This window comes from Candidatus Galacturonatibacter soehngenii, from assembly GCF_008830185.1.
Lineage (GTDB): Bacteria > Bacillota > Clostridia > Lachnospirales > Lachnospiraceae > Lachnotalea > Lachnotalea soehngenii.
Window position 1 is genome coordinate 1,156,191 of the sequence record NZ_WAGX01000005.1, and the last position, 13,065, is coordinate 1,169,255.

Genomic DNA, 13,065 nt, shown 5'->3' on the forward strand with positions numbered 1-13,065 from the left:
ATTCCTTGTTTAAATACAAAACGTTTCATTTAGATTTTTTACGCTATATTTTATATATTTTAGACAAAACATGCAATTTATTGCAGTTATTATTGTATATATTGACACGTTGTTTGTTGAAATGCTATAACCATATTAGTATTTCATACCAAAAGTTTACGTACGTGCACAGTTATGTAAAACCATTAAATCTTAAGGAGGATTATGCATACATGTCTAATTTAGAAAATGCTAAAGCAATTGCCCAGGAAACTTTTGATGAGGAATCATTTGACGAAAGTAAAGTAAAGAAGCTCCCTATAGGACAGCTTCTAAAGCGTGTAGGACCTGGATTAATTCTCACTGGTGTAGTAATTGGCCCAGGTGCCGTTACGACTGCAGCTATGTTGGGGGCTAAATATGGATATCAATTAATCTGGCTTTATCTGCCAATTATGTTTATGGGAATCGTTTATATGATGACTACCTACCGAATTACCTTGTTAACTGGTATGCCAACCATACATGCAATCGAACATTACTATGGCAAATTTGCAGCGCGGTTTGTAAGCTTAGCAACATTTATATCCTGCTTTTTCTTTACCCTTGGTAATATATCGGGTAGCGGTGCTGGAGCAAGTTTAATTTTTAATGTGGATTGGAAAATCGGAGCATTGATTATGATTGCAATCCTGACCTATTGTTATTTTTCAAAAGGTGTATATAACAAGGTCGAAAAGGGAATTACGTTATGTATCCTAGGAATGATTATTGCCTTCTACTTTACTTTATTTGGTACTGGTGGACCAAATGTAGCTGAACTTGGAAAGGGATTTGTTCACTGGACATTTCCAGCAGGAAGTGTCGTTTCCGCATTGGGATTTATGAGTACGCATGCATCTGTAACAACGGGAGTATATGGTACTTATCTTGGAAAAGAAAAACAATGGAAAAAAGAAGATATGCTTAATGGAGTTATGCTTACAGATGCCATTGTCCACATACTTGGCGTAATCTTAATCTCTATAGCAATTATGGTTGTTGGTGCAATTGTGCTAAATCCTACAGGAACCACTATCACAGCACCAGCACAATTGGCCGAAATGTTAGCTCCTACTCTTGGTGTAGCAGCCAGACCAATCATGGGAATTGCACTTTTAGCAGCTGGTTTTTCTTCGTTACTAGGAAACACACAAAGAGCGGTCGTACTCTTAAATGCAGGATTTAATCGTCCTACTTCACTGGAACATAAGAGTATCAAGTGGGGAGCATTGATTGTTATTCTCATTGCAGCACCAATCTGCTTTATATACGGTGGTTCTCCAACTCAATTAATTTTTATTGCAAACGTACTTACTGGTGTATCCACCCCAATTGCAGGATTTTTTATTTGTCGTATGATTTGCAGAAAAGATGTAAATCAAGGGCTAAAACAACCTCGTGTATTACAGGCCTGCATGATAATTTGCTACATATTCTGCGTTATTTTGACTTCTGTCTCTTTGTATAACACAATATCAAAGGTATTATAAAAGATAATACAATGAAATAGACCTATCATTTCTAGCTAAAAAAGGGGATGTTCACTTTCGTTTTCCCTTCAGAACCTACGTGAACATCCCCTTTTATTTAAATCTTAAATTTCTCAATTAAACTTCTTAATTCTTCTGCTATTGTAGCCAAACCTTCTCCTGATCTTGCAATTTCTTCAATCGTGGCTGCTTGTTCTTCCATAGCAGCGGAGGCTTCCTGGGTACCCGCCGCATTTTCTTCAGAAATTGCAGCTAAATTTTGAGTCAGTTCTATTACTTTACTTTTATTACTCGTCATTAGCTTTGAAGAATGATTTAGTGTATCTATTTTGCTTTTAATTATGTCTATAGCCTCTGCAATACCTTCAAATTTTTCTTCGGTTGCTTCTACGCTTTGTGTTTGTTCATTTACAATCTGCTTTGATTCTTGCATTATCGCAACAGCATTTTGCGAGTTTTCTTTTAATTCACTGATTACTTTTTTAATGTCTTTTGTAAATTCATTCGATTGGTCAGCTAACTTTCGTATTTCATCTGCAACTACTGCAAAGCCTTTACCAACATCACCTGCTCTTGCAGCTTCAATTGCAGCATTTAAGGATAAGAGATTTGTCTGATCTGCTATTCCTTGTATCATTGAGCTTGCATTATCAATTTTTTCTGCGCTCTCGTTATTGCTTAGAATAATTTGATAGACATTATTTGAAGCATCATTATTTTTCTTCGTATTATTGATCAAATCTTCAATAATAGAGAAACCTTCTTCTTTTTGTTTTTCAATCTGAACAGTAGCAGAATTCAATTCCTCTAGGTACTGAAAATCTTGTTCCAATAATTTGCCCATTTCCTCTACATTAATAGCAGTCATTTCGGTGTCTTTTGCCTGGTCTCCAGCTCCCTTTGCAATCTCTTCAATGGTTGTTGCTATTTCTTCTGATGCGGTTGATGCTTGTAAGGAGGTAGCTGTTAACTCTTCTGATGAAGCTGCTACTTGTTCTGCGGCTTGTGATGTATTAAAAATAAAATTAGCTACATTATCCCTCATGACCTTGAGCGCTCGCACCATATCACCAATTTCGTCTTTTCCATTGATATATTTTTCTACATCAGAATTAGCTTCTGCTGAAAAATCCAACTTTGCAAATTCTTGAACTTTCTTTGTCACTGCTATTATCGGTTTGGTTATGCTTCCTGCAACATAGCTTAAAATAAGAGAAGCAACGAATAATATAACAACTGTTGAAACTGCAACACTGCTTATTATCTTTCTTGCCCCAGACTCTAGTTCGTATTTTGACATAAACGAAGCTAAAATCCACTCCGTTCCTTCAACTTTATACGGATTTACAATATATTTAGCATTGTTAACCGTAACGGTAAAAGGGGTTAATTCTTCACCAAGAAGTTTATTCAATCCTTCGATTTCAATCTCATCGATTTTTTTAAAGTTATTGTTCGCATTACTGCCGTCTGCCATAATTAGACCGTTATTATGTATAATCATGGAATAACCTGTTTCACCAGTTTTCATACCACTAAGCATACTACTAATTTCAGCCTGTTGAACATCGATTCCAAGTGCACCTATGATATTACCGTTTTTATCTGTAATGGTACGTGCATTGCTTGTAAGCAACTGTGATTTGTACTCATACGGTTCTGTCCTTATGATGCTGCCTTTCTCCTCTAATGCCTGATTAAACCAAGGTCTTTTGGTTGGATCAAACCCTGCCATTGTAGTCTCTTCAGGCCATTGTATATATCCACCATCTTTCGTTCCTAAGTATACATAGCTAGTACCTTCGTGACTAGTTGCATATTGCTCAAAAACCTTATAGATTTCTTGTTCTATTCCTTCATTTTTAGAAGGATTCATTGATGTTTCCTGGGTAGTATTCTTGTATGTAGTGATACTACTGTCAGCCTGCATAATTACTGGATTTGTAGCCAACATATCAATATTCTTATCTATTTGCTCGTAAAAAATATTAATTGCTTGAGATACAATCTTCATTTGTTCCGTGGAATTGCTATAATAATCTTCATAGGATTTTGTATTAAAAATATAAATTACAATACTGCTCAAAGAAAACATAGTTATCAAAAGTACAATCATTGTAGAAATTAATATCTTTCCCTTTATTCCAGCAAGTCTTTTTCTCATAAAATTAATTCCTTTCTTTTCAGATAGTTTTTTGAATACTTCGCTTCCCCCTATATTTTATTGTAGTTATCCCTCTTTAAATTTTGTCTTTTCTTATCTAGTTATACATTTTTTCCCAAGCGACCTCCATTTTTTACACACTACTAATTTTTGACAGCTTGTATTCATAAGCACTATTAATTGGTAAATATTATTATATCTCATAAATTGACAAATTTCTATATGTCCATATATAGTATTTTCTACCAAATTTATTGATCGTTTTTTGGTCATAAAAGCAGATTGGTACTACAATGATTCTTATTTTCATTGCGTTACCAATCTGCTTTTATACACAGTATTCTATGCCAACTTACATCTTCGATAACCAAGCACAAAGATTAAAAGTGCAACTATCATATTAAGTAACAATATTCCAATGGTATCCACGTGAATTGAAATTGTTCCAATTCCCTTTAGCCAATCATTTAGCTGCTGCGAAAATGTAAACCTTGATACTTTAGCAACTCCTTCATTAAACATAGCAATCATTGGTAGAAAGGAAAAAATCAGCATAACAATTACAGTCACAGACGTTGCGGACATCTGATTCTTACTTAAGGTTCCAATTCCAGCGCCGATTAGAATCGAAATCAAAATTCCAAGTGCCATAATACTAAGAAATAAAACAAACTCAATCCCTCTATATTGTCCAACTACTGCAAAAATTACACTTCCTAGCATACAAATCAAAAAGATATAAGAGCCTACCCCAAGTAAATATTCACTTGCCTTTACATTTGACATAAGAAGCACTCGTAGTGTATTCTTTTCTTTTTCCTCTGCTAGAATGGAGGCCGTACTCGTTAAAGGTGACATTCCAATATACATCGTTGCAAAAAGGATAACAAAATAGTTTCTTGGCATATCCTCAATACGAATCGAGTTTTGCATAATTGTGGCTATCACGGGAAACATGATAAACTGTATCAAAACTTCTTTATTTTTTAAGGTATCTTTTAGCTGCTTCCTAAAAATAGCGGCTACTTTTTTCATGTTCATCTGTATCAAGCCCCCTTCCTGTAAGCTCCATAAAAACAGTTTCCAAATTGGGTTCTGTGGAATGAATGCTTTCAATCTCATTGTTACTTAAAAAGTCTGCTACTCGCATCGCCGAAGATGCCTGATTCATTAATTCGATTTGTTCACCTGACTTTGTTAAAATGATAAGTTTATTCTGGTGGTTGTATCGTCTGCATAGCTCGTATGGATTTCCAAGCTCTATAATTTCACCCTTATTAAGAAGTGCTACATTATCGCATAGCTTTGTTGCCTCCTCCATATTATGAGTGGTAAGAAATACGGTTGTGCCTTTATTCTTTTCCTCCATAACAAGAGAATGAAGGGATGAGGCTATGACAGGATCAAGCCCACTTGTTGGTTCATCCAGAAATAAAATTTTGGGCTTATGCATGAGGGCTCTTGCAAATACCAAACGTTGTTTCATTCCTTTAGAAAGTTTATTGACGCATTTTTTTGCCGCGTCGTCTAACCCTACTTTTTGAAGAACGATATTTATTTCGGATTTATCAATTCCATAAATTCGAGCAAATAAAAGCAAATTGTCATAGCAGGTAAGACGTTCGTACAATCCTGTATTATCAAGTACCATACCTATTTGACTCATACACTCTTGCTCAATACGTTCCTTTTCTTTACCAAATAGTGAAACAACTCCACTTGTTGGCTTTAACTGTCCCGTTAGTATTTTTATTAAGGTAGTTTTTCCTGCCCCAGAAGGACCCAAAAGTCCAAAAATCTCACCTTTTGCAATGCTTAGGTTGATGTTATCTAATACCTTGGTGTTTTGAAAATGCATGGTAATATCTTTTGTATGAATCTGTAAATTATGATTCATTTTGTTCTTCCTCCTTCCACTGCCTTTTTAGACGTTCCAGCCCTTCGGAAAGCTTTTGATTTTCCATTTTTGTTTTAATAATCGATAAATAGGTGCTCATGCCAAAACATATTAAAAAACACAAAATAAACATCGCCCACGGCTGCCACATACCAATTGGAAACCATTGGAACTTAATAATAAACAATATTACTGTAATAAAAACGAATAGCACCATGCAAATACTTTTTAATTTAACAGGTATAAATTTAATGATATTCTCATTTCCTATTGTTGCTTGTAGGACTTCTATAATGACTACTAAAAATAAAAGTTGTGCCATAACTTCACTCGTAACTCCCTTACTTCCAAGAGCCAAAAAAGAGGAGTATTCTTTTGCACTTTCTCCAAATAAAATTGCAAAGCACAACATGCATACCATGGTAAATCCATAAATAATTAATACATGCCCCATAAAGTCAAGGAGCGTTTTTCTTCTTTCCATTTACTTAACCCCCAGTCTTTCTTTGATATAGTCTGCGTACTGCCTTGATATCATTAACTGTTCTCCATTGCTCATAGTCGCCCGAAGCTTTCGATCGATTTCTGCCTTCAAGGATATAATTTGCTTAAAATTAATGATACAAGATTTGTTAGCTCGAAAAAAATCCACCTTAGAAAGCTGTTCCTCTAATTCATACAGGTGCAGATATGTCTCATATACACTATCTTTTGTATATATGAATACTTTTTTATCAACCGTATCAATATAAAGTACTTTTGATACATCAAGCAAATACGTTTCGCCTTCCTTGATTCCCGTTAATTGCATATCAAGCATACGTAGCATTGCTATCATTTTTTCTATTTCTGGCGTTAAATGTTTACAGGTAATCGATACTTCAGTATCTGTGGCCTCAGATGCTGTCTTTATCGTAATTTTCACATTCTCACCCTTTCTGTTTTCTATATCTAAACTATAGCAAAGGATTGCTTATGCCACAAGTAACATATCGCTTGTTGCCATATATCGTACCTAAGTTGCCAAATAGATTATATAAAAAAGGAAAGCCAGATCCCTTATAATTAGGTATCTGGCTTTCCTTTTTACTCCCATCCTTTGCATACATCAATCCAGGATGTATAGCCTGAGTAGTCCTCAAGCTCTTGTATCGTAAGTTCAATCGCACTGTTACTGCTTCCACAAGCTGGAAAGACCGTTTCAAATCGCTTTAATGATTCGTCAAGATATATGGTTACACCTTCATTTACACCAAAAGGACATACGCCACCTACTTTGTGACCGATTTTTTCTTCTACCTCATCTGCAGTTAGCATCTTTGCTTTTGCACTAAATTGTGCTTTATATTTTGCATTATCTACCTTTGCATCTCCTGCTGCTACAATCAATATTGCTTGTCCATCCACCTGAAAGGATAAGGTCTTAGCAATCCTTTCTGGGTTACATCCAAGTGCCTTTGCTGCTAGTTCTACCGTTGCACTAGAAACATCAAATTCTTGTATTCTATCCTCTATCTTGTATTTTTTTAAATATTCTCTTACTCTTTCAATTGCCATAATAACCAAATAACCTCCAATTTATTTCTTTGTATAAGTACCTGTTACTCTTAGTACTTTCAACATAACTTTCCAAACATTATAACATTCTCTGACAAAATTACAAGTTTTCAAAACTACTCTAACCTATATAAGCATAGGAGCTTCTTCTTTTAACAAGAAAGAAACTCCTATCTAAAATTCATCTTCATTAATTTCCTTTTATGTTATTTGTAAACATGATGTCTTCCTTTTGGCACAATAAAAGGAGATCCTGATACTGGATCTTCAATTACTTTACATGACAATCCAAAAACCTCGTGCATCAAACTTTCTGTAATAACCTCATAAGGCTCTCCTTGTGAAATTAAATTTCCCTTTTTTACTGCAAAAATATAATCTGCGTAGCGGGCAGATAAATTAATATCATGAAGAACCATGACAATGGTGGTTCCTCTTTTTCGATTCAAATCAGTTAGTAAATCAAGTATTTCAACTTGATATGTAATGTCAAGGTAAGTAGTTGGCTCATCTAATAGCAAGATATCCGTTTGTTGTGCTAATGCCATTGCAATCCAAACTCTTTGCCTTTGACCCCCTGATAGTTCATCTACACTACGATTCGCAAGCTCTGTGATTCCCATAATGGAAAGTGCTTCTTCCACTGCTTCATAATCTTTTTTATCCATTCCCTTTAAAAAGCTTTGATAAGGAAAGCGTCCTCTTGATACCAAATCAGAGACTGTAATGCCTTCTGGTACTACTGGTGATTGGGGTAAAAGCCCCAATTCTTTTGCAAGTTGTTTGGGTGCAATCTCTCTGATTTTCTTACCATCTAATATCACTTCACCAGAGACTGGCTTAATTAATCTTGCTAATGTCTTTAATAGTGTTGATTTCCCACATGCATTTGCACCAATTATTACACTGATTTTGTTTTGTGGAATGGAAACATCCATATTATTTACAATGATTTTATTATCATATCCTGCGACCAGATTACTGGCACCAAAATTAGATCTTTGATTCATGCTGCTCCTCCAGTTTTATTCATACGTATCAATAAGTAAAGAAGATAGGGTGCTCCAAGTATTCCTGTTATGATTCCTACAGGGAAATTCGTATCAAAGGCATATTGTCCTATGATATCTGCCAAAAGAACCAATACAGAACCAGTTAGACCCGCTGGAAGAATGGTAGCAATTCCTTTCCCCGCAAGCCAACCAGCAATTGGACCTGCTAAGAAAGCAACAAACGAAATCGGGCCAGTTACTGCAGTGGCTACCGCAATTAGAAATACCGCGCATAAAACCAGTAATATTCTTGTTCGATCCGTTCTTAATCCCAGTGTAATAGCAGAATGTTCTCCTAATTCAAGAATTTTTAACTTTCTTCCTAGTAGAACTAGCAAACCACCAAAGAACAAAACAGTAAAGCAAAGTGCTGGTATTGATTTCATCTGAATTCCATTTAGACTACCATTTAGCCATCTAAGTGCTGCTGGTACATCGTAATGATTTGCTCTTAGAAGCAAATAAGAAATCACTGCATTTAACATTGCCTGTAGTCCAATGCCTATCAGGATTAATCTTCCTCCTGAAAAGCTACCGCCTCTGCTTAGTATATAGATAAGAGAAGATACTAAAAGACCACTGATTACAGCTGCAATTGATACAGCACTACCGCTTACTTGAAATACCAGAATACAAAACACAGCTGCAACACTAGAACCAGATGTAATCCCAATAATATCAGGGCTTGCAAGTGGATTGCGAAGCATCGTCTGAAAGGTACATCCCGCCATACCAAAGGCCATACCAGCTAAAAGTCCTGCAAGCATTCTCGGTAGTCTTAAGGTCATAATTGCAAAGGTAGCACCCTTTATTTCTTCTCCAGCTAATACTCTAAGAATAATAGATAAAGGATATTTGGTATTTCCCAGATAAAGAATCATTCCAGCAAGAATTAATGCTATAAGCGCAAGACACATGGAAACGAATAAAAACCTATATTTTCTTTTTACAAATCCTAATTCTACATCATTTATTTTCTCTGTTATCATAGTGAACGTACCTTTACTCTCATTGCGATAAATACTAGTACTGGCGCTCCTAAAAAGGCCGTAACAATACCAGCTTCTAACTCTCCAGGTGCTCCAAGAAGTCTACCAAAAACATCCGATAAAGTTAATAGTACGGCTCCACCCACAGCAGACATTGGAATTATAAGTCTCATATCAGCTCCACAAATAAGTCTTACCGTATGTGGAATCATCAGCCCCACAAATCCAATGGGACCTGCTATTGCAGTAACTGCACCACAAAGCAAAACACCTGCAAAAGCTCCTACCAAGCGAATTAAGCCAGTTCTTACACCTAATCCAGTAGCCACATCATCTCCAAGTGCCATAGCATTTAGCGCAGATGACGTTAAAAGAGCGAGTAAAATACCAACGATAATGAATGGAATTACAAGTAAAATCCCCTTCCAAGTAGCACCGCTCACACTTCCAACCTGCCAAAAGCGAAAATCTTGCATTGCCTGTGATCGTGGGAGTACGATTGCACTTACAATAGACGTTAAAGCGGCACTTGTTGCTGTACCTGCTAATGCAAGTTTAATCGGAGTTGCTCCTCCTGATCCCATAGAACCAATGCGATATACAAAGAAAGCCGTAAGCGCTGCTCCCAACAAAGCAAACCAAATATATTCTTTTGCAGTACTAATGTTAAAAAAAGCAATTCCACTTACGACAAATAAAGAAGCCCCTGTATTGACCCCAAGTATACTGGGGTCGGCAACAGGGTTTCTTGTAATCGCCTGCATCAGTGCTCCTGAAACTCCTAGTGAAGCTCCTGCTATGATACTAAATACAGTTCGTGGAATACGTTCATAAACAACTTTTGCCTCAAAGGAAGTTCGATCACCACTAAATAGTGTATGTAGTACGCTATTGATTCCAATATTCCTTGATCCAAATGCTAAAGATGCAATCACACAAAGGAGTAATCCTAAAGCACTAATACCAAGTAATGTTACTATTTGCTTCTTTCTCATTGTACTTTATCTGCCGCCTCTTTATATATACTTAAGAATTCATCAATGGTTGCAGGGATTGAAAGTGCACTTGGTGTCGCTGCTGCTGCTAATGCTGAGTTATCTTCGATTAAAGCAACAGAACCTCTTTGTACTGCTGGAATACTTCCGATTAATTCATCTGCCTGCATCGCTTTTAATAACTCTTCGTTTCCGTAGGCAACTATAATATCTACATCTTTTAATACATCCGCATTTTCCGCACTTAGTTCTAGCGCAAAGCTTCCTGCACCTTCCATCATTGCTTTTACACTTTCTGGAACTACCATTCCAAGATCTTCTAGGTAAGCAGCTCGTGGGTCCGTTGGAAGATACACATAGAATTTTCCAAGATCCGTTGGACTAAAATAAAAGAATGCCGCACTTTTACCTGCAATCTGTGGGTAGGCTGTTACTTTTTCAGCAATTAACGCTTCAAGCTCTGCTACCAACTCTTCACCTTCTGTTTTCATACCCATACCAGTAGCATCAAGAATAATCTGATCACGCCAATAAGTCTGCCATGCTACCGTTGGATAAGCAACAACTGGAGCAATTTGACTTAATAAATCATATTCTTCCTGTGTAACACCAGAATAAGCTGCTAAAATAACATCTGGTTGTGCATCACTTATTGCCTCAAAGTCTAGTCCATCTGAATCTGCAAAAAGAACTGGATTTTGTTCTCCTAATTTATCAAAAGCCTCTTTTGTCCATGGTAATAGTTTCTCTCCTTCTGCTACTCCATAGTTTGCTTCTGAAACCCCTACAGGTACAACCCCAAGCGCTAATGCAACATCTTGGTTCCCCCAAGAAATCGTTACTATATTTTCTGGCTTTTCATTGATGATTGTCTCACCAAAAGCATGAGTGATAGTAATTGGATAAGATACTGCTGTAGCACTCTCATCACTAGACTCCTTCATCTCTTTCGATGCTTCTTCATCTGCTTCCTTTGTATCAGCTTTACTAGTTTCCTCTTGTTGTGTTGAGCTTGTTGTTGTATTATTACCGCATGCGGCTAGCATACTTGTTGCTACCAGTAATGTTAATAGGCCTGAACCAAATTTTCTTAATTTCATAATAATTCTCCTTCCGAACAGCAAGTGGGCACTTACAGTAGTTATATAAAAATAGCCCTAGTTAGAACTCTCTAACCATGGCTATTATACTTGTTACTTTTAAACTTGTCAACCAAAACTATACAATTTATTCAAATAGTGAATTTCACTTCACTCTCGCATACATCGGCTAATTCTCATTGAATTAAAAAGTCTGATACTAAAATAAATGAACAAATCTTTTCTTGCAAATTAGCTTATTCAGCTGGTGGCTTGTGGAGTCTTCTAAGTTACTGGTGTGCGAAGGGTTGCATTGAGACACCAACTGAATTAGCGAATACAATCTTGTCTTAATCCCTTACTCATGTAATTCTAAGGGAAGTCCATCTGGGTCAAAGAAAAAAGTCATTTTCTTATTTGTAACTTCGTCCAAACGGATTGGTTCTGTCTCAATTCCAAGTGCATTCAATTCCTTCACTGTTTCGTTTATATCTTCCACATAAAAGGCTAAATGGCGAAGTCCGTAAGCTTCTGGATAACTTGGTCTTTTGGGGTTGTTGTTACCAGAAAAGAGTTCTAGTTCACAGCCCTCTAGTTCTAAATCTAGCTTATAGTCATTTCTTTCTTTTCTATATGTTTCTCTGATTACGCGAAATCCAAGTAAGTCAACATAAAAATGTTTTGATTTCTCGTAGTCTGACACAATAATGGCAACGTGATGTATTTTTTTTAGATTCATAATAATGCCTCCTCTCCCTCTCATTATGATACTTTCTCAAAAAAACAGGAATCTTTTGAAGATTCCTCCCACTTTAAACCTACTTAAAAATGCAATGTTTAAAGATGAAGCAAACTCATTTAGACTCCTGTTTTATTGATTACAATCAATACAGATTATTTATTCCTTCTCATATAAGAACTGTTCTGGTAATGATACTTTAAAGTCCTTTGCTAAGTCTCTGAAATTCTGTGGCTGAATGGTTTGTAATTTATGTGGAGACATGGATAACATTTTCACTAAAATTTCTGCTGATTTTTCAACTGTGTGCATAAGACCAAAGGTAAGATCAAAGTCTGCGCCAGAGCAAAACATACCATGATGTGCCCAGATAGCAACATCATACTTCTCCATTAACTGGGCTGTTTTAATCGCAATTGCTCTGCCTCCTGGTACCATCCATCCAATAACACCTACGCCTCCTGGAAATACTACTGGGCATTCGGTCGCCATTTCCCAAAGCTCTCTTGTAAATACTTCATCATTTAGAGGTAATACAAATGTCAATGCAATGATATTTGTTGTATGTGCATGATAAATTACGCGATGTTCACCATTTGTCACTCTCTTTTTTACTTCATGGTTCATTAAGTGAGTCGGAAGTTCACTTGTTGGTGTACCTCCTTCTACCAATCCCCATCTAATTCTATAGTTAACACCCTTTTCATCTATTTCAATGATGGCAATACATGCCTCAGGATCAACAATAATATTTCTAAAATACTTTCCACTTCCAGTTACTAAAAAATATTCTCCAGCAAGTCCTGGAACCTCTGCACCAATCTCTAACCATTCACCTGGGCAGTTCAACCTAGGCTGTATGGATTGCACCTCATCTGGTTTTAAACGATAACTTAAGTTTCCTCCGTTTCGTTCATGCCATCCTAGTTGATATCCATCATCTGCCATCTTAATAAATCCTTTTACGAATTTTGATTCTAGAATTCTCATACGATCTGCCTCCTTTCTCTTTCTTTTATTTTATCACATAAAACAAGATAAAAGGAAGGTGTAAAAGTACTGATTTCTATAGCAAATTAGTA

At 36.3% G+C, this 13,065-nt stretch carries 13 protein-coding genes; 1 reads left to right on the plus strand and 12 read right to left on the minus strand.

What is annotated here, in order from left to right:
• The first annotated feature begins 212 nt into the window (after nucleotides 1-212).
• The gene (locus F7O84_RS12770; RefSeq protein ID WP_151145800.1) at nucleotides 213-1,511 is read left to right on the plus strand and encodes an Nramp family divalent metal transporter; all 1,299 of its coding nucleotides are present in this window, start codon (nucleotides 213-215) and stop codon (nucleotides 1,509-1,511) included.
• Between the two features lie 97 nt (nucleotides 1,512-1,608).
• Here the strand turns inward: F7O84_RS12770 and F7O84_RS12775 are convergent, their stop codons facing one another.
• From F7O84_RS12775 to rhaD, 12 genes are all read right to left on the minus strand, one after another.
• Nucleotides 1,609-3,675: a methyl-accepting chemotaxis protein gene (locus tag F7O84_RS12775; RefSeq protein ID WP_151145803.1), complete on the minus strand. Its 2,067-nt coding sequence runs from the start codon at nucleotides 3,673-3,675 to the stop codon at nucleotides 1,609-1,611.
• Between the two features lie 342 nt (nucleotides 3,676-4,017).
• Entirely contained in the window at nucleotides 4,018-4,716 is a 699-nt protein-coding gene (locus F7O84_RS12780) for an ABC transporter permease (protein ID WP_151145805.1), read from the minus strand.
• Nucleotides 4,685-5,572, minus strand: a complete 888-nt coding sequence (locus F7O84_RS12785; RefSeq protein ID WP_151145808.1) for an ABC transporter ATP-binding protein — start codon at nucleotides 5,570-5,572, stop codon at nucleotides 4,685-4,687. The genes F7O84_RS12780 and F7O84_RS12785 overlap by 32 nt, the downstream gene beginning before the upstream one ends.
• Complete coding sequence (locus tag F7O84_RS12790; protein ID WP_151145810.1) at nucleotides 5,562-6,056, minus strand: hypothetical protein; 495 nt, start codon at nucleotides 6,054-6,056, stop codon at nucleotides 5,562-5,564. Before F7O84_RS12790 ends, F7O84_RS12785 begins: the two co-directional genes overlap by 11 nt.
• Entirely contained in the window at nucleotides 6,057-6,497 is a 441-nt protein-coding gene (locus F7O84_RS12795; RefSeq protein WP_151145812.1) for a LytTR family DNA-binding domain-containing protein, read from the minus strand.
• Between the two features lie 161 nt (nucleotides 6,498-6,658).
• Nucleotides 6,659-7,129 (minus strand): YbaK/EbsC family protein, encoded by a 471-nt coding sequence (locus F7O84_RS12800; protein ID WP_151145815.1) that lies wholly within the window; start codon nucleotides 7,127-7,129, stop codon nucleotides 6,659-6,661.
• Between the two features lie 206 nt (nucleotides 7,130-7,335).
• Nucleotides 7,336-8,139: an ABC transporter ATP-binding protein gene (locus F7O84_RS12805; protein ID WP_151145818.1), complete on the minus strand. Its 804-nt coding sequence runs from the start codon at nucleotides 8,137-8,139 to the stop codon at nucleotides 7,336-7,338.
• On the minus strand, nucleotides 8,136-9,170 hold the full coding sequence (locus F7O84_RS12810; RefSeq protein ID WP_151145820.1) for a FecCD family ABC transporter permease: 1,035 nt from the start codon (nucleotides 9,168-9,170) through the stop codon (nucleotides 8,136-8,138). The genes F7O84_RS12805 and F7O84_RS12810 overlap by 4 nt, the downstream gene beginning before the upstream one ends.
• Nucleotides 9,167-10,165: a FecCD family ABC transporter permease gene (locus F7O84_RS12815; RefSeq protein ID WP_151145822.1), complete on the minus strand. Its 999-nt coding sequence runs from the start codon at nucleotides 10,163-10,165 to the stop codon at nucleotides 9,167-9,169. Before F7O84_RS12815 ends, F7O84_RS12810 begins: the two co-directional genes overlap by 4 nt.
• On the minus strand, nucleotides 10,162-11,265 hold the full coding sequence (locus F7O84_RS12820) for an iron-siderophore ABC transporter substrate-binding protein (RefSeq protein ID WP_151145825.1): 1,104 nt from the start codon (nucleotides 11,263-11,265) through the stop codon (nucleotides 10,162-10,164). Before F7O84_RS12820 ends, F7O84_RS12815 begins: the two co-directional genes overlap by 4 nt.
• A gap of 337 nt (nucleotides 11,266-11,602) precedes the next feature.
• Nucleotides 11,603-11,983: an SMU1112c/YaeR family gloxylase I-like metalloprotein gene (gene gloA2 / locus F7O84_RS12825; protein ID WP_151145827.1), complete on the minus strand. Its 381-nt coding sequence runs from the start codon at nucleotides 11,981-11,983 to the stop codon at nucleotides 11,603-11,605.
• A gap of 159 nt (nucleotides 11,984-12,142) precedes the next feature.
• Nucleotides 12,143-12,973: a rhamnulose-1-phosphate aldolase gene (gene rhaD / locus F7O84_RS12830; protein ID WP_151145829.1), complete on the minus strand. Its 831-nt coding sequence runs from the start codon at nucleotides 12,971-12,973 to the stop codon at nucleotides 12,143-12,145.
• Between the last annotated feature and the right edge of the window lie 92 nt (nucleotides 12,974-13,065).